The sequence below is a fragment of the Parabacteroides goldsteinii genome (genome assembly GCF_020091425.1).
Taxonomy (GTDB): domain Bacteria; phylum Bacteroidota; class Bacteroidia; order Bacteroidales; family Tannerellaceae; genus Parabacteroides; species Parabacteroides goldsteinii.
In genome coordinates this window covers 3,865,447-3,883,570 of sequence record NZ_CP081906.1, presented here as the reverse complement: position 1 = coordinate 3,883,570, position 18,124 = coordinate 3,865,447, and the positions used below count along the sequence as shown (strand labels likewise).

Annotated in this window: 18 protein-coding genes; 10 read left to right on the top strand and 8 right to left on the bottom strand. The window is 46.5% G+C overall.

Going from position 1 to position 18,124, the window contains the following annotated elements; all coding sequences use genetic code 11:
* The first annotated feature begins 40 nt into the window (after positions 1-40).
* Positions 41-982, top strand: a complete 942-nt coding sequence (locus K6V26_RS17050) for a ribose-phosphate pyrophosphokinase (protein WP_007654670.1) — start codon at positions 41-43, stop codon at positions 980-982.
* An 83-nt stretch (positions 983-1,065) separates the two neighbouring features.
* Here the strand turns inward: K6V26_RS17050 and K6V26_RS17045 are convergent, their stop codons facing one another.
* From K6V26_RS17045 to mnmA, 7 genes are all read right to left on the bottom strand, one after another.
* Positions 1,066-1,353 (bottom strand): winged helix-turn-helix domain-containing protein, encoded by a 288-nt coding sequence (locus tag K6V26_RS17045; RefSeq protein WP_007654669.1) that lies wholly within the window; start codon positions 1,351-1,353, stop codon positions 1,066-1,068.
* Complete coding sequence (locus K6V26_RS17040; protein WP_195585764.1) at positions 1,338-1,967, bottom strand: hypothetical protein; 630 nt, start codon at positions 1,965-1,967, stop codon at positions 1,338-1,340. The genes K6V26_RS17045 and K6V26_RS17040 overlap by 16 nt, the downstream gene beginning before the upstream one ends.
* Positions 1,968-2,047: 80 nt before the next feature.
* Positions 2,048-4,426: an outer membrane beta-barrel protein gene (locus tag K6V26_RS17035; protein ID WP_224263387.1), complete on the bottom strand. Its 2,379-nt coding sequence runs from the start codon at positions 4,424-4,426 to the stop codon at positions 2,048-2,050.
* A gap of 3 nt (positions 4,427-4,429) precedes the next feature.
* On the bottom strand, positions 4,430-4,807 hold the full coding sequence (locus tag K6V26_RS17030; RefSeq protein WP_195585766.1) for a DUF2141 domain-containing protein: 378 nt from the start codon (positions 4,805-4,807) through the stop codon (positions 4,430-4,432).
* A 321-nt stretch (positions 4,808-5,128) separates the two neighbouring features.
* Positions 5,129-5,404, bottom strand: coding sequence for a type II toxin-antitoxin system RelE/ParE family toxin (locus tag K6V26_RS17025; protein WP_195585767.1), 276 nt, complete (start codon positions 5,402-5,404; stop codon positions 5,129-5,131).
* Positions 5,401-5,610: a hypothetical protein gene (locus K6V26_RS17020; protein WP_195585768.1), complete on the bottom strand. Its 210-nt coding sequence runs from the start codon at positions 5,608-5,610 to the stop codon at positions 5,401-5,403. Before K6V26_RS17020 ends, K6V26_RS17025 begins: the two co-directional genes overlap by 4 nt.
* A 71-nt stretch (positions 5,611-5,681) precedes the next feature.
* Entirely contained in the window at positions 5,682-6,758 is a 1,077-nt protein-coding gene (mnmA, locus tag K6V26_RS17015; protein ID WP_195585769.1) for a tRNA 2-thiouridine(34) synthase MnmA, read from the bottom strand.
* A gap of 138 nt (positions 6,759-6,896) precedes the next feature.
* On the opposite strand from mnmA, the gene K6V26_RS17010 reads away from it, so the two are divergent.
* The 5 genes from K6V26_RS17010 to K6V26_RS16990 all read left to right on the top strand — a co-directional run bounded on the left by K6V26_RS17010 (position 6,897) and on the right by K6V26_RS16990 (position 12,276).
* Positions 6,897-8,954, top strand: coding sequence for a dipeptidyl-peptidase 3 family protein (locus K6V26_RS17010; RefSeq protein ID WP_195585770.1), 2,058 nt, complete (start codon positions 6,897-6,899; stop codon positions 8,952-8,954).
* A gap of 4 nt (positions 8,955-8,958) precedes the next feature.
* A complete protein-coding gene (locus K6V26_RS17005; protein WP_007654657.1) occupies positions 8,959-9,642 on the top strand; it encodes a DNA alkylation repair protein in 684 nt (227 codons plus the stop codon).
* 57 nt (positions 9,643-9,699) lie between these two features.
* Positions 9,700-10,173 (top strand): Fur family transcriptional regulator, encoded by a 474-nt coding sequence (locus K6V26_RS17000; RefSeq protein WP_007654655.1) that lies wholly within the window; start codon positions 9,700-9,702, stop codon positions 10,171-10,173.
* Between the two features lie 20 nt (positions 10,174-10,193).
* On the top strand, positions 10,194-11,465 hold the full coding sequence (locus K6V26_RS16995; RefSeq protein WP_007654654.1) for an adenylosuccinate synthase: 1,272 nt from the start codon (positions 10,194-10,196) through the stop codon (positions 11,463-11,465).
* Positions 11,466-11,589: 124 nt separating this feature from the next.
* Positions 11,590-12,276, top strand: a complete 687-nt coding sequence (locus K6V26_RS16990) for a zinc metallopeptidase (RefSeq protein WP_007654652.1) — start codon at positions 11,590-11,592, stop codon at positions 12,274-12,276.
* 178 nt (positions 12,277-12,454) lie between these two features.
* Here the strand turns inward: K6V26_RS16990 and K6V26_RS16985 are convergent, their stop codons facing one another.
* Positions 12,455-12,670, bottom strand: a complete 216-nt coding sequence (locus tag K6V26_RS16985; protein ID WP_010802095.1) for a DUF6722 family protein — start codon at positions 12,668-12,670, stop codon at positions 12,455-12,457.
* A 172-nt stretch (positions 12,671-12,842) separates the two neighbouring features.
* Here K6V26_RS16985 and hisS point away from each other — a divergent pair, with 172 nt between their 5' ends.
* The 4 genes from hisS to groL all read left to right on the top strand — a co-directional run bounded on the left by hisS (position 12,843) and on the right by groL (position 18,122).
* Entirely contained in the window at positions 12,843-14,198 is a 1,356-nt protein-coding gene (hisS, locus tag K6V26_RS16980) for a histidine--tRNA ligase (RefSeq protein ID WP_224263386.1), read from the top strand.
* Positions 14,199-14,334: 136 nt separating this feature from the next.
* Positions 14,335-15,765, top strand: coding sequence for a glycoside hydrolase family 30 protein (locus K6V26_RS16975; protein ID WP_224263385.1), 1,431 nt, complete (start codon positions 14,335-14,337; stop codon positions 15,763-15,765).
* Between the two features lie 413 nt (positions 15,766-16,178).
* A complete protein-coding gene (locus tag K6V26_RS16970) occupies positions 16,179-16,448 on the top strand; it encodes a co-chaperone GroES (protein ID WP_007654644.1) in 270 nt (89 codons plus the stop codon).
* Positions 16,449-16,481: 33 nt separating this feature from the next.
* Entirely contained in the window at positions 16,482-18,122 is a 1,641-nt protein-coding gene (gene groL / locus K6V26_RS16965; protein WP_010802098.1) for a chaperonin GroEL, read from the top strand.
* Positions 18,123-18,124: the final 2 nt, after the last annotated feature.

Below are 18,124 nucleotides of genomic sequence, written 5' to 3'. Positions count from 1 at the left end.
ACAATTCAAATCTATTTACTTAAGATAAATATTCGGAATAATGAGTGCACAAACTCCTTTCTTGGTGTTTTCGGGAACCAACTCCCGGTATCTTGCAGAGAAAATTTGCAATAGTCTTGGTTGTCCTCTGGGGCAGATGAACATTCAACATTTTGCTGACGGTGAATTTTCAGTATCTTATGAAGAGTCTATCCGTGGTCGTGACGTGTTCCTTGTTCAATCAACATTTCCTAACTCGGACAATCTGATGGAGTTGCTCCTGATGATTGATGCGGCTAAACGTGCTTCTGCACATTCTGTAATTGCTGTTGTTCCTTATTTCGGTTGGGCCCGTCAGGACAGAAAGGATAAACCCCGTGTGTCTATCGGTGCAAAATTGATCGCAGATATGTTGAGCACTGCCGGTATCGACCGTCTGATTACAATGGATTTACATGCAGACCAGATCCAGGGATTCTTCAATGTTCCTGTAGACCACCTGTATGCTTCTTCTATCTTCCTGGATTACATCAAGGGAGAACTGCCTTTGGATAACTTGTGTATCGCTACTCCTGACGTAGGTGGTACGAAACGTGCCAGCAGCTATTCCAAATACTTGGGATTGCCGATGGTTATCTGCCACAAATCACGCCTGCGTGCCAATGAGGTAGCTGAAATGCGTATCATCGGTGACGTGGAAGGACTGGACGTTCTTCTGGTGGATGATATGGTGGATACAGCCGGTACAATCACCAAGGCCGCTAACCTGATGATTGAAAACGGCGCTAAGTCTGTACGTGCAATCGCCAGTCACGCTGTTATGTCTGACCCGGCTTCTACCCGTGTAGACCAGTCTGCGTTGACGGAAATGATCTTTACCGATTCTATTCCTTACGCAAAGAAATGCGAGAAAGTAAAAGTATTATCTGTTGCCGATATGTTTGCTGAAGCAATCCGCCGTGTTTGCAGTGGCGAATCTATCAGTTCTTTATACGCTATTTAATTAGCAGGGATTAATGATATAAAAAGGCTGCCGTCGGATTGATGGCAGCCTTTTTTATTGGTATGCGGTGACTGGCGGAGGGATTAGCTTCCTCCGATATAGTCTTTCAGGGCATTTACGTAATTCTCGAATGCCTGTCGTCCTACGGGTGTTATCCGGCAGGTGGTACGGGGTTTCTTTCCGACAAAGCTCTTTTCGACTTCTATGTAGCCGGCTTCGCTCAGTTTGTCTATCTGCACACTCAGGTTTCCCGCTGTCGCCTGTGTCTTTTCCCGCAGATAGACGAATTCAGCCTCCTCGACCGAAAGGAGGATGGATATCACGGCGAGCCGCAATTGTGAATGAAGTAACGGATCTAGTTCTTTAAACATTGCTTCCTGGCTTTATTATTGACGATATGTCCGGGTATGATCATCATAAACACGAATGATAAACCGAAGTAAAGATACCACAAAGTTGTCGCTTTTTCACCTATCAGTAGCATGGTTAGCATATATATTGCTACAATAAACGCAATGAGGGGGGCGTAAGTCATCCAGCGCTCCCGTATTATAATGCCTGTAATGGAAGTGCCGAGTCCGCAATAGACCAGGGAGAGCGGTAGCATAAGCTGGAAATCTGCATGTCTGGCGAATGCAATCTCCATAATGCCGATTGTCAGAAAAGTGAGGATAAACATGTATCCCATCACTTGCCATACCTGTGAGATCACTTTGTCTGTATAGGTAACGACCTTCGGTTTGTTTTGTCGTTTTCTGTAAGAGATCACTGGCCATACGGCGAACATCAGCATCCAACCCCAACTCCAGATGAAGTTGTGTGTGAAGTTGATCAGCAGAAACAGCACAACCGATAAGGCTGTCGTAAAATATCCCCAGAACAGCATTATGTTTCCCTGTCCCACCTCCATATTCTTTTTGCTGGAGTTAATCATCTGTGTGATGAGTTCCAGGCTTTCTTTCTCGTTTAAAAGTCTTTCTTCCATGATTTTATTTGTTTTTATATTGTTCGTACTATGTTTGTTCAAAGATAATGTCATTGTTTTTAACAGTCAATCATTCCGGTCTATTTTTCGTTCAATCGGTTTCTTTCAGAGTTTACGTCCCGTTCGATTGTCGGCTTCTTGACTTTTCGGCCGCTGTTGAAGTTCCAGGTCAGTGTCGCTTTGAAGGTACGTCCAAGGTGTCCGCTTTCGAAGTGGCTTTGTGACGTGTAGGCTTCGATATGGCTGGCAAAGTCATTATAGCGGTTGAAGATATTATCGGCCGAAACAGTTATCAGAAAGTGGTTGCCGGCCAGCTTCTTCCGGGCAAACAGGCTGACGATGTGCCGGGGAGCCACTTCGCTGTTTCCTGAATACAGGCGGCTGGCTCCGTTGTATTGTCCTTCGATCGTGATGTCTTTCGGCAGCGTGAAGGTTGCGGTCGCGTTTGCGAATGCCAGGTAATGGTGGGCAAATGCGGCTTTCTCCGTCATACGGATATCCTGGCGTACACCGACGAAATTGGCTGCCAGGTTAAGCCATGGGACGGGCTGAACCGGGATACTGGCGGCAATGAACCAATGGTTTTCGACGTCATGGTTTTCGTAGGTGATATACGAAATGTCCGGGTCGACGGCATCTACCTTGCAGAATTCGCGGATCAGGTTGCGGTGCAGGCTGCCTCCGATTGTCAGCGTGTAACGGTAATTATAGACAAGGGTCGTGCTGAAACGATGGATATAGGTCGGTTTCAGGTAGGGATTGCCTATGTTGTAGCTGTAATCGGAGGTTTGGAGCCGGTTCGGGTTGAGCGTATAGAAGGCCGGGCGTTCGATGTTGCGTGTGTATTGTCCGACCAGCATCCAGGTCTTCAGGTTGTTGAAGGCATAGGTGGCGCTCAGGCTCGGGAACAGGTCGAAGTAATCCCGTTTAATCCGGTCGCTCTCGTTCGCGGTCCGGGTATATTCGCCCCGCAGTCCGGCTATGAACGCCCAGCGATTGATTTCTGTTGAAAAGGATGCGTATACTCCCATGATGTTTTCCTTGTATTTGAGTGCGTAGCCGTAAGCCGGACTGATACTCCATTGTTGGTCGGCCGAGAGACCTTCGTAGCAGGAATTATCGTCCATGAATGTATGCGTGTACTTCAGGCCGGTGTTCAGCGACATTCCTTTCCGGAAGTATTTATTCATTGAAATATCGGTGGTGACGATCTTGTAGGTTGCATCGCTGTTACTTCGGTACGTACTGTCTGTATCCCGGCCTGCTGCCTTTTGTACGACATAGTAGTTGTTTTTCCCCGTCGACTTTTTGTCGGCATAATCAACAATCCATTTGAGCAGGGAGCCTTTGTCGTCGAGTTTATGCAGGTAGTTGGCGGTAGCGGATAAAGTGTTGTAATCATCCTTCTGGTTATAATCGCCGGTGCTGTTTATTAGCCATTCCTGCTTGGTCAGTTCCGTTTCGCTGTAAGAGTTGCCTTTAGACAGCTGTCCGACATATTCTATCTCCGCTCCGATGCTGTTGACGGTATCGATTTCGAAGATGGCTCCGATGCGTCCCGTACCATAGTCCGATCGTGTGTCGAACCTGGAGAGGCTGGAAAAGCGGTTGTCGTTGTCCGGATATTGCCTGACGGATGTCATCATGCTCTCATTCTTTGGTGTGAAATTGCCGGAGGCGGCAGCGTTTAGGGTCCATTTCCCGAGACGTGCATTGAGTGTTCCGGAAGGCATGTAACGGGTAAGGGTAGAAGATAAGGCGGCCCCGACTGTGACACTCCCCTGGATACCGTTCGTTTGCCGCCGGCGGAGTGAGATCAGGATGATTCCGCCCCGTGAGCTGGCTTCATATTCAGCTCTGGCTATCGGGATGACTTCTATTCGCCTGATATCTTCCGATTTCATCGAACGAAGGTAGGTGAGAAGTTCTTCGCCGGTAAGTTTTATTTCGCGGTTATCGACGAATACCTTTGTGCCCTGTGCTCCGTTGATGGAGATATTATCTTCTGCCAGCCATACGCCGGGAGCCTGCGACAATAACTCGGTTCCGTCTTTCCCGGTGGAAGGGGAGACGGACAGGACGAAACGGTCTGCCTTGCGTTCGATATTTTTAGCCTGTACCACAACCTCTTTCAAGGCATAGGAAGAAGCCTTCAACGAAAGGGTGTCGTGCATGGATGCGGCCAGCAATAATTCTTTTTGCAGCGGCTCATATCCGATACACCGGACGATTACTTTATATGTTCCTGCTTTTGCTTCCATGGTGAAATTACCCTTGTTGTCAGTTGTCGTACCTGCTTTTTGAATCTCATCCTGCAAGAGGACGATTGTCGCGTATTCAACTCCGTTTCCCTGTCCGTCGGTAATGTGGCCGGAGTAAATCTCTGCCGTTGCCGGCTTCCGGGCCATAGCCGGAAAGCCGGTAGTAAAGATGAGTGTAAAGAATAACAGCCATTTCATGTCTTACTCGTTTGCCGGGTAATATAATTTCAGTTTGACCGTCTCTTCTTCCTGTTGCGTTTTGCACTTCTTCATGGCATATCCTTCAGCCGGCTTTTTATCTTCGGTGAAATCCATTTGGTAATTGCCGTTTTCGTCATGGAAGACTGAGATATCGAACTGTTCCCATTCGACGTTTTCAAGCGTGATGGTTGCTTCTCCTTTCTCCGGTTTGGCCATGCCGTATACCGGTTTTGTCTCTTTGCCTGATTGAGCCATGACGAGGATTGTTCCGTTTTCTCCGCGTATGTTGCTCACTTTGACGATGATTGTCCGTGCTTCGGCAAGATTGCAAGTAAAGAATATTGCCAGAATAAATAGTATGATTCGTTTCGTTTCCATGTTTTGTTTACTTTAAAGGTGAATGTAAATAAGTTTATAACATAAACCATATATGGATTAAAAAAGTGCAAGGAGCTGCGCATGTCTCACCTACACGCTGCAAATATAAAATGGTTTACGTTATAAACCAAATTATAAACGAAAAAAATGAAATAACAGGGTGAAATAGTTGAAATAATGGCAGTATGCCGGGAAAATGATTGCGGCAATTGTAAGAAATAGCTGCCGCAGCGGTAAAAAATAGGTGCTGCAATCATATAAAACGACTGCGGCAACCATTCGAGATAGCTGCCGCAGTCGTTCTAATTTTGAACTTTTCTATTAAAACAGATCGGCATGAGTGCCGGTATCTGTGAACAGGAGTATGAGTTTTGTGTCATTTTGATTCCAAACCAGTAACCAGTCGGATTGAATATGACATTCCCATAGGCCTTCGTATTTGCCGCTTAATTTATGCGGACGATATTCGGGAGGGAGGGTACCGGTTTCACTTAGTATATCAACCGCTTTACGCAGGAGGCTCATGTTATAACCTCTTTTCTGACAGCGTTTGAAATCTTTGTTGAATTTGTGGGTCGTGTCAGGTGTATATCTCATTTCATAAGAGCCTCCCACATTTCGTCCACACTAGAGTAAGAATATACTCTTCCAGCCTTCACATCTTCCAATGCTTCATCCAGTCCGCATTTCTTTTCTTTGCGGACTTTGATGCTTCCTCCCATACTTTTAACCAGTGAGCGTATGGCGGATGCGTATTTTTCGGGAATGGATATCTCGAATGTTTTTAATGTTGTTGCTTCCATAGTCGTATCTTATATGTAGAATACAAATGTAAATATAATAATTGACAATCTTCTATTTAATTGACAAAGACTTATTTTTCTTCGTCAATAATCATGCCGCTACCCAGGCAGAGATGATGATCCTTGTCGTAGACAACACCGTACTGGCCGGGAGCGATACCCTGTATTTTATTTTCCGATTCGATACGGTAAAGGTCACCGATGCGGTGGATACGTCCCGGTGTGAAATCGGGGGTATGGCGTATCTTGAAGGTGATTTCTTTTTCATCGGTAAATTCTCCCCATGGATCTTCGGTGATGAAGTCGAAACCATGCAGGTTGATTGTCTTCCCGTATTGCGTTTCCGGGTCGTAGCCGTTGGAGACGTAGATGATATTGCGCTTGATATCTTTCTTGATGACGAACCACGGACCGCCACTCAGGCCCAGTCCTTTCCGCTGGCCGATGGTGTGGAACCAATAGCCGTTGTGCTTGCCCAGTACTTTGCCCGTTTCCAGTTCGACGATTTTGCCGGTACGTTTGCCCAGGTAACGCTCGATGAAATCGTTGTAATTGATTTTACCGAGGAAGCAGATACCCTGGCTGTCCTTGCGCATGGCGCTGGGGAGCTTTTGTTCGGCAGCGATGGCACGGACTTCCGCTTTCATCAGGTGGCCGATCGGGAACATCAGCTTCTGGATTTGCAGGCGCGTGATTTGTCCCAGGAAATCGGTCTGGTCCTTCACCGGGTCTTTGGCGGTGGAGAGCCATACTTTTCCGTCTATCTCGGTCGTTGTGGCATAATGGCCGGTGGCGATTTTATCGAAGTCTTTCCCCCATTTCTCTTCGAAGCAGCCGAACTTGATGAATTTGTTGCACATCATGTCCGGGTTGGGGGTGAGGCCGCGCTTCACCGAGTCGATCGTGTAGCTGACCACCTTGTCCCAGTATTCGTCATGCAGGGATACCACTTCCATGCGACAACCGTATTTGCGTGCTATGTAAGATGTAATTTCTATATCCTCTTCGGCGGGGCAGTCGATATATCCGTCTTTATCTTCCATACCGATACGGATATAGAAGATGGTAGGATCGTATCCCGCCTCCTTCAACTGATGGACAACTACGGAGCTGTCCACGCCTCCTGATACTAATGCTGCTATTTCCATTCTTTAATAAATATATCGGTTGCAAAGGTACAAAATATTAGGGTGATATTCCTATGGCTTCGATTTATTCGTTACCTTTGCGGGAGAGCCTTTCGTTGTAATACTTCAGAAAAAAACAAAAGAATTAGTATAAATAAAATGAGAAATACAATTGTATCGCTTATGACAGCAGTGGCATTAACCGCCTGTGCAGGCCCGAAAGAAAAGAATGTTCAGGCACCGCAGGAGGATTTTAATTATGTGGTAGACCAGTTCGCAGACCTTCAGATACTTCGGTACCAGGTTCCGGGATTCGAGTCTCTTTCGTTGAAACAAAAACAGTTATTATATCATCTGTCGCAGGCTGCGCTGATGGGGCGCGACATATTCTTTGACCAGAATTGTCGTTATAACCTGCCGGTTCGCCGCGCATTGGAAACGATTTACAAGGAATATAAAGGAAATCGCGAGGATGAGCAGTTCAAGGCCCTGGAGACGTACCTGAAACGGGTATGGTTCTCAAGCGGCATCCATCATCATTATGCAGAGGATAAGTTTGTTCCCGGCTTTACCCCCGAATTCTTTCAGAGCTGCCTGGAGCAGGTGAATGTCTCTGAACTTCCTTTGCGTGGAGGACAGACTCTGGAGCAGTTTGTTGCAGAAATCTCTCCGGTGATCTTTGATCCGGCAGTATTGGCAAAACGTACTGTGCAGAGCGGCGACCGGGATCTGATCCTGGCATCTGCCAATAACTACTATGGCGGCGGTATTACCCAGAAAGAGGTGGAAGATTATTATGCCGCTATGAAAGCGGGTAAAGACACCATCACTCCGATCTCTTACGGACTCAATAGCCGGCTGGTGAAGGAGAACGGAAAGATTGTCGAGAAGGTATGGAAAGTCGGAGGTCTTTATTCTGCTGCTATCGAACAAATTGTGGGCGAGTTGCAGAAAGCCGTTCCTTTTGCCGAAAACGATACGCAGAAAGCAATCATCGAAAAACTGATTGAATACTATCAGACCGGTGACTTGAAGACATTCGATGCCTACTCCATCCTTTGGGTAGAAGATACGACTTCGGATGTGGATTTCGTGAACGGTTTTATCGAAACTTACGGCGATCCGCTGGGTATGAAAGCCAGCTGGGAGTCGACCGTAAACTTTATCAATAAGGAAGCGACCAAGCGCACGAAGATTATCAGCGATAATGCGCAATGGTTTGAAGATCATTCTCCGGTCGACAAACGCTTCAAGAAGGAAAAGGTAAAAGGGGTGAGTGCCAAAGTGATCACCGTATCCATGTTGGGAGGCGATTGTTATCCGGCAACGCCGATCGGCATCAATCTGCCGAATGCGGATTGGATTCGCCGCGACCACGGCTCAAAGTCCGTTACGATTGAGAATATAACCGAGGCTTACGACAAGGCGTCGCAGGGCAATGGCTTTAACGAAGAATTTATCTGGAGTGATGCGGAGCGTGAAGCCCTCGCAAAATACGGCTTCCTGACTGACAACCTGCATACCGACCTGCATGAATGCTTGGGGCATGGTTCCGGCAAACTTCTGCCCGATACCGAATCGGGCGCACTGAAAGCCTACGATTCCACTTTGGAAGAAGCCCGTGCCGACCTCTTCGGCCTTTATTACCTGGCCGACCCGAAACTGGTTGAATTAGGTCTGGTTCCGGATGGTGAAGCCTATAAGGCCGAGTATTATAAGTATATCATGAACGGCCTGATGACACAGCTTGTCCGTATCGAAGCCGGCAAAGACGTGGAAGAAGCCCACATGCGCAACCGTCAGTTGATCGCCCGGTGGGCCTATGAGAACGGTAAAGCCGATAACGTTATCGAATATAAGAAGCGTGACGGCAAGACATATGTCGTTGTAAACGATTATCCCAAACTCCGCAACTTGTTCGGCACCTTATTGGCAGAAGTGCAGCGTATCAAGAGCGAAGGCGATTTCGCCGCCGGAAAGAAACTGGTGGAAGACTACGGTGTGAAAGTAGACCAGACCTTGCACGACGAAGTGCTTGCCCGCTATGCCAAACTGAACCTGGCTCCATACAAAGGTTTTGTGAACCCGGTGATGAAAGAGGTAAGGAACGACAAAGGCGAAGTGACCGATATCGTTCTCGATTATACTGAAGGATACGCAGACCAGATGCTTCGTTACAGCCAGGATTATTCATTCCTGCCATCTTATAACGATTAAAGATATGTTACAGGACGAACTAAAAGAAATACGTACCCAACTGCGCATGGCAATGAACGGTGTCATATCCACCAGCATGCGCGAAAAGGGCATCGATTATAAGCTGAACTTCGGTGTCCCTCTGCCCGAAATAAAGCAGATAGCCGCTCGGCACGAACCTGGTTCGGATCTGGCAGCCGCTTTGTGGAAAGAGGATATCCGCGAGTTTAAGATACTGGCATCCCTGTTGCAACCTGTGGATGATTTTCCTTTTAAACAGGCGGAACAGTGGGTGAAAGAAATACCCTATCTGGAAATAGCGGAACAATGCAGCCGTAATTTGTTCTGCAAATTGCCGTATGTCGATAACCTTCTGCTCGGGCTGATTTTTAATGTGGAAGACGAATATGCCCGTACGGTGGCTTACCTTATCTGGATGGAACTGTTCAGGGTAGGGAAGACGGTGGTTGCGCCGGTGAGAGCCGCATTCATTGTGGAATGTATGCGGACGATTGCCTGGCCCGACTTCGGCGCTTCCTGGAAAGAGAAGCAGGCAGCGATAAAAGCAATGAAATTTTACGGTCGCCAGTCGGCCGATCATGCGAAACAAATGTTGAGTGGTTTCGATGACTTTCCGGAGTTTATGAAGACACCGGAAGGGCAGGAAATCTATAATGATTTAAAATTTGAATTTGAATATTATAGCTAAGGCTTTGCGTTTAAAATAAATGCGCTAACTTTGTCGGTCGCGTAGAGTCGCAACGAAATGGATGAGAAGAAGTACATAGAGATGAAGCAGTCGTTTACGGAGTATCTGACTGAGAAAAAACTACGAAAGACGGAGGAAAGATATGCGATCTTTGAATGCATCTGTCGCTTCGCCGGTCATTTCGATATGTACTCCCTTCAGGAAAAGTTGGAAGAGGCGAACTTCCATGTGAGTAGGGCAACGCTTTACAACACGTTGGATGTGCTGGAAGACGGCGGCCTGATCGTGCGGCATCAACTCAACGCCCAGTCGGTTCAGTACGAACTGCGGGCATTGGCAGAAACGCACCTGCACCTGGTTTGCATGAAGTGCGGGGCCATTCGGGAAATGAAAGACAGCGTGCTGAAAAAGGAGGTCAACAATCTGAAGATATCCCGTTTCACACAGGAATTTCATGCGCTGTATATCTACGGGATATGCAGTAAATGCAAGTTCAAGCTTCAGCAGAAGAATAGTAAAAAAGAATATTAACAGCCTATTATAAAGATAAAATGAAAGTAGATGTTTTATTAGGATTGCAATGGGGTGACGAAGGCAAAGGAAAAGTTGTCGACGTGCTGACTCCTAACTACGATGTGATCACTCGTTTTCAAGGAGGTCCCAACGCAGGACACACACTGGAATTTAACGGAGAAAAGTATATCCTGCGTTCTATTCCGTCAGGTATTTTCCAGGGTGGAAAAGTGAATGTTATCGGTAATGGAGTCGTTCTCGACCCGTTATTGTTCAAACAGGAAGCCGAAGCGCTTGCTGCCAGTGGTCACGACCTGACCAAACAACTTTGTATTTCCAAGAAGGCACACCTGATCCTGCCTACCCACCGTATGCTGGATGCTGCCTACGAAGCTGCCAAAGGTTCCGGTAAGATCGGTACGACTGGTAAAGGTATCGGCCCGACATATACAGACAAGATCAGCCGTAACGGTCTCCGTGTAGGTGACTTGCTGCACAACTTCGATGAAAAGTATGCTGCCGCCAAGGCACGCCACGAAGCAATCCTGAAATCACTGAACTATTCGTATGATATCAAGGAACTCGAAGCCCAGTGGTTTGAAGCATTGGAATACTTGAAGCAATTCAACCTGATCGACAGCGAACATGTGGTAAACAACTTCCTGAAAGACGGTAAGTCTGTCCTGGCGGAAGGTGCACAGGGCACTATGCTGGACATCGACTTCGGTTCTTATCCGTTCGTGACATCTTCCAACACGATCTGTGCCGGATGCTGTACGGGACTGGGTGTCTCTCCGCGTAATATCGGTGAGGTATACGGTATCTTCAAGGCATATTGTACACGTGTCGGTAGCGGTCCGTTCCCGACAGAGTTGTTCGATGAAACAGGCGATCAGCTTTGTACGTTAGGACATGAGTTCGGCTCTGTAACAGGACGTAAACGTCGTTGCGGCTGGATCGACCTGGTTGCCTTGAAATATGCTGTTATGATCAACGGTGTAAGCCAGCTGATCATGATGAAGAGTGACGTGCTCGACAGCTTCGAGACAATCAAGGCTTGCGTAGCCTACAAGATCAATGGCGAAGAAGTGACGGAATTCCCGTTCGAGATCGACGATACGATCGAACCTGTATACGTTGAACTGCCGGGTTGGAAGACTGACATGACAAAGATGCAGAGCGAAGACGAATTCCCCGAAGAGTTTAACGCATATCTTTCATTCCTTGAAGAAGAGCTGGGAGTACCTGTTAAAATCGTATCGGTAGGACCTGACCGCGAGCAGACAATCATCCGGTATACAGAAGAATAAACCTCACATACTAATACAAAATGGCAGAAGACCACCTCTAATCAGGCTAATCTTCTGCCATTTTTGTTTTTGGCAGACTTTTTGTAAGAGATATCTTGTATAACAATTAATTATTTGGAACATTATGAGCATGTATTGGATCATATTTATTGGTTTTGCCTTGTTAAGCTGGCTGGTTTCTTCCCGACTGAAGAACAAGTTTGAGAAGTATTCTAAGATTCCTATGCCTAACGGTATGACCGGAAAGGATGTGGCTGAAAAGATGTTGCGCGATAACGGCATCTACGACGTGAAGGTGATCTCTACTCCCGGACATTTGACAGACCATTACAATCCAGCCAATCAAACGGTGAATCTGAGCGAATCTGTATATTATAGTAATAGTATCGCTGCCGCCGCTGTAGCCGCCCATGAATGTGGTCACGCAGTACAGCATGCAACGTCTTATGCCCCGCTGAAGATGCGGTCGGCGTTGGTACCGGTGGTTAGCTTTGCTTCGAATATCATGACCTGGGTGTTGCTGGGCGGTATGTTGCTGATCCACCAGTTTCCGCAGTTGCTGTTGTTCGGTATCATCCTGTTCGCATCGACAACGTTGTTTAGTTTCATTACGTTGCCAGTCGAAATCAATGCCAGCCAGCGTGCGTTGGTATGGTTGAGTCGTGCCGGGATAACGAATGTCTCTACGCATGGTATGGCCGAAGATGCTTTGCGCTCTGCCGCTTATACTTATGTGGTGGCTGCCTTAGGTTCGCTGGCTACATTATTATATTATATAATGATCTTCCTGGGAGGAAGAAGCCGCGACTAAGCGAGTACCGTATCAGATAAAAAAAGCAGCCCGGGTCGTTCTGAATGACTCGGGCTGCTTTTTTATTTCTTCTTTTTCTTCGTTCTGTGAAATTTGCCTTCCATATAAAGTGCCCAGATTAAAAATCCGAGTCCCATTCCCATAAACAGTAAACAAACAAATATAAAATCAGGCATAACTAATCCTCCTTCAGTTTAATGAATAATAAGCCTAAAAACAAAAATCCTGAAACTAAAACAAATCCACCCGAATAAATAAGCGCATTATGTCCCTCAAGATCTTTTAATAATGTTGTGATGACAACTCCTGTTGCCATGTATTTGGCGAAGTCGATGCAAAAACTACCGAGTTCACCATACAATACTTTCTTTTGTCTTGTCTTTTTCTTTCTCATAGCTATACGTTTTGTTAAATATGTTGCAAACATAACAAAAAGAAACAGACAAAACAATGAACCTATCCAATAAATAACGAATTTGAAACAAAATACCTACCTTTGCATTCCGAATAATAATTTAATATATAAAAGTCGGTTAGCTCCGACGATAAAGAAGAGCAAACAGTATATGCAGAAGCCGTCTATACCAAAAGGTACCAGAGATTTTTCGCCCGAAGAAATGGCGAAACGTAATTATATATTCAATACGATTCGTGAAGTATATCATCTGTACGGATTTCAGCAAATAGAAACTCCGGCCATGGAGAACCTGTCGACCCTGATGGGCAAGTATGGCGAAGAAGGTGATAAATTACTTTTCAAGATATTAAACTCGGGAGATTGTTTCTCAGGCATTACCGATGAAGAACTGCTGGAACGTAACCCGGTGAGATTCGGCGTGAAAGCCTGTGAGAAAGGATTGCGTTACGACCTGACCGTTCCTTTTGCTCGTTATGTGGTGCAGCACCGCAACGATATAACATTCCCTTTCAAACGTTATCAGATACAACCCGTATGGCGTGCCGACCGTCCGCAGAAAGGACGTTACCGTGAGTTCTACCAGTGCGACGGTGACGTGGTAGGCTCCGATTCACTGATTAACGAAGTGGAACTGATTCAGATTATGGATGAGGTGTTCCATCGTTTCGGTATCCGCGTTTGCATCAAGATGAACAACCGTAAGATATTGTCGGGTATTGCCGAAATTATCGGTGAAGCGGATAAGATTGTTGATATAACAGTGGCTATCGATAAATTGGATAAGATCGGCCTGAATAATGTAAATGAAGAGTTGCGTTCCAAAGGCCTTTCCGAAGAGGCGATTGCCCGTTTGCAACCGATCATCATGCTGTCGGGTAGCAATCGCGAAAAACTGGCCGTCCTGAAAGAACAGCTGGCTATCTCTGAAATAGCCGTGAAGGGTATCGAAGAAATGACCTTCATCCTCGACCGTATCGACCAGCTGCCTATGCATTCGGAACTGGAACTCGACCTGACACTGGCCCGCGGTCTGAACTATTATACCGGTGCCATCTTCGAAGTAAAAGCGCTGGATGTCCAGATAGGAAGTATCACCGGTGGCGGACGATATGACAACTTGACCGGCGTATTTGGCATGGATGGCGTTTCGGGTGTCGGTATCTCTTTTGGGGCAGACCGTATCTTCGACGTGCTGAATCAGTTGGACCTGTATCCGGCCGATTCGTTGATGACAACACAGTTACTGTTTGTCAACTTCGGTGAGAAGGAAGAAAGTTATCTGTTACCGATTATCGCCCGGGTTCGTGCCGCCGGTATCCGTACCGAACTTTTCCCCGAATCAGCCAAGATGAAGAAGCAGATGGGGTATGCCGATACGAAGAAAATCCCGTATGTCGCTATCGTTGGCGAAACGGAGATGAGTGAAGGCAAGATCAATCTGAAGAATATGATTACAGGCGAACAAATACCTGTCACTGTAGAAGAACTGATCGCAAAGTTCTGATATAAGCAGCCTTGTCCCCGTGCTTGACACGGGGCCGCAAAGGTGCTGCCTGAATAAATAGGCATATGACCTGTTCTTTTGCGATCCCGTGTCAAGCACGGGAACGGGTTTATGCTATCCTTAATATTACTGTCTCATGAAAACATCTCTTTTAATTCTCGCATTCGCTTTAGTCCTCTCTTCCTGTTCTGTTCAGCCAAGAGCCTCCTGGATAACAACTACGGAAAACGAACCGTGGCAGGAGCAATCCGACCTGGTCTCTACCTCTTCGGATACGATTCCGACGATCGACGCGGTTATCCATACCCATAAGAAAGGACAGAAGATAGACGGTTTCGGTGCCTGCTTCAACGAGCTGGGCTGGATTTCCCTGAGCAAACTCGATCCGACAGTCCGCGAAGAGATCATGGAAGAACTCTTCTTTCCGGAGATAGGGGCGAATTTCACCATCTGCCGTATGCCGGTGGGTGCCAACGATTTCTCCCGCGACTGGTATTCCTATAATGAGACCGAAGGCGATTTCGAAATGGAATACTTCACCATCGCCAACGACCAGCAGACATTGATCCCCTTTATTAAAGGCGCACAGAAATACAATTCCGACCTGCGTATCTGGGCCTCTCCCTGGTGTCCTCCTGCCTGGATGAAATATAATAAGCATTATGCCTCCGCCTATACCGGCGAAGCCTACAACGAGAAGTACCGCAACGGCCTGCCTGCCGATAAGGTCGGTTATGAAGGAACGGATATGTTTATCCAGGATTCCCTTTACCTGCAATCGTATGCCCTTTACTTCTCCAAATTTATCGAAGCTTATCGTGAACAGGGCATCGACATTTTTGCCGTCATGCCGCAGAATGAGTTCAATTCGGCACAGATATTCCCTAGTTGTTGCTGGACGGCTGCTTCGCTGGCTAACTTCGTCGGCAACTATCTAGGTCCGGCTATGAAGGAACTGGACGTGAAAGTGATGTTCGGCACCATGGAACGTGCCAACGAAGCATTGGTGGATACCATCCTGACCGACCCGGCAAGCGGCAAGTATATCAGCGCAGTCGGTTTCCAATGGGCGGGAAAAGGAGCGATCAAAGGTATACACGAACGTTATCCCGATATGAAACTCTATCAGACCGAGCAGGAATGCGGCGACGGAAAGAATGACTGGAGCGGTGCCGTTTACTCCTGGAACCTGATGCGTCATTACCTGGATAACGGTGCGTCGGCCTATATGTATTGGAATATCTCGCTGGATAAAGGCGGTATCAGCCGTTGGGGATGGGCGCAAAACTCCCTTGTGGTTGTCGATCCCGATACAAAAACCTTCCATTACACTCCCGAATATTATGTAATGAAACATTTGAGCCATTACGTCCAGCCCGGTGCCCGTAAACTGGAAACCTCCGGCCAGTTCAGCAATCTCATGGCCTTCGTCAACCCCGACAAAAGTATTGTTGTCGCTTTGGCAAACGAAGGAAATGAGGACCGCCAGGTATCTGTTGAAATCGACGGTCGCGTCTACCAGCCTGTATTACCGGCTCATTCCATCGCAACACTGCTGATAGACTAATCTGAAATATACTATATATTAATGTAAGGGACGGCAGATTCTAATTCTTTCGTCCCTTATTTTTTTACTTTTGAGCATGCTCGGAATTGATTTTTAGCATGGTCGAAATCTATTTTTAGCTAGCTGAAAATTAAATTAAGGCATGCTCAAAAGAATAAAAGTTTAGGACTTATCAGTTAAAAGACCGTGACTTATGAACTACTTTCCCGTTACTTTTGTTCTAGTCGGGAAGCATGTGAGGCGGAATGTATAGTCATCCTGTCAGTCATGTCGGCGCATCTAAACGTCTGTTTATGCAAAATTGGCAGTCTTTTCCCTGCCAATTAATTTGGCACAGATTTCGCATAGGAATAAGCGTGAATTAGAAAAACACATGTAAACATAATATTATTAACAATTAAAAATATAGTAAGATGAACATTAGACCATTAGCAGACAGAGTGCTTATTAAGCCGGCTGCAGCAGAAGAAAAGACACTTGGCGGAATCATTATCCCGGATTCAGCAAAAGAAAAACCTTTAAAAGGTGAAGTTGTTGCCGTGGGTAACGGAACAAAGGATGAAGAAATGGTTGTGAAAGGTGGCGATACTGTACTGTACGGAAAATATGCAGGAACAGAAATCGAACTGGATGGTGAGAAATATCTTATCATGCGTCAGTCTGACATTTTAGCTATTATCTAATTCATTAAACGGAAATAATAAAACAATATAATCATGGCAAAAGAAATTAAGTACGATATGGATGCCCGCGACCTTTTGAAGAAAGGTGTGGACGAATTGGCAAATGCTGTAAAAGTAACATTAGGCCCGAAAGGCCGTAACGTGATCATCGAAAAGAAATTCGGTGCTCCTCACATCACTAAAGACGGTGTAACGGTAGCTAAAGAAGTGGAACTGGCTTGCCCGTTCGAAAACATGGGTGCTCAGCTGGTAAAGGAAGTGGCTTCCAAAACAAACGACAATGCAGGTGACGGTACAACTACTGCTACTGTATTGGCACAGTCTATCATCGGTGTTGGTTTGAAGAACGTTACAGCAGGTGCTAACCCGATGGACCTGAAACGCGGTATCGACAAAGCCGTTGCCAAAGTGGTTGAAAAAATCGCTGACCAGGCTGAAGAAGTAGGCGACCAGTTCGAAAAGATCGAACACGTAGCTAAGATCTCTGCTAACGGTGACGAAATGATTGGTAAACTGATTGCTGAAGCTATGCAGAAAGTGAAGAAAGAAGGCGTTATCACAGTGGAAGAAGCAAAAGGTACTGAAACTACAGTTGACGTAGTAGAAGGTATGCAGTTCGACCGTGGTTACATCTCTCCGTACTTCGTAACCAACACAGAAAAGATGGAATGCGAGATGGAAAATCCGTATATCCTGATCTACGACAAGAAGATCTCTGTATTGAAGGACTTGCTTCCTATCCTGGAACCGGCAGTTCAGAGCGGTCGTCCTCTATTGATCATCGCAGAAGATATCGACAGCGAAGCATTGGCTACATTGGTTGTAAACCGTCTGCGTGGTTCTTTGAAGATCTGTGCAGTGAAGGCTCCGGGCTTCGGCGACCGTCGTAAAGCTATGTTGGAAGATATCGCAGTGCTGACTGGCGGTGTGGTTATCTCTGAAGAAAAAGGTTTGAAGCTGGAAGGTGCTACAATGGATATGCTGGGTACTGCCGAAAAGATCACTGTTGACAAAGATACTACAACTATCGTTAACGGTGCCGGCGACAAAGCTGCTATCCAGGCTCGTATCGGTCAGATCAAAACTCAGATCGAAAACACTACTTCTGACTACGACAAAGAAAAACTACAGGAACGTCTGGCTAAGATGGCAGGTGGTGTAGCTGTTCTTTACGTAGGTGCTCCTTCTGAAGTGGAAATGAAAGAAAAGAAAGACCGTGTGGATGATGCTTTGCATGCAACCCGCGCTGCTATCGAAGAAGGTACAGTTCCTGGTGGTGGTGTAGCTTACATCCGTGCTATCGAAGTTCTGGAAGGCATGAAGGGTGAAAACGAAGACGAAACAACCGGTATCGAAATCGTAAAACGCGCTATCGAAGAACCGTTACGTCAGATTGTTGCTAACGCAGGTAAGGAAGGTGCCGTTATCGTTCAGAAAGTAAAAGAAGGTAAAGGTGACTTCGGTTACAATGCTCGTACAGACAAGTATGAAAACCTGTGCGCTGCCGGTGTAATCGACCCTGCTAAGGTAACTCGTGTTGCTTTGGAAAACGCAGCTTCTATCGCTGGTATGTTCCTGACAACAGAATGCGTAATCGCAGAGAAGAAAGAAGATACTCCTGCTATGCCTCCGATGAACCCGGGTATGGGTGGTGGCATGGGTGGCATGATGTAATA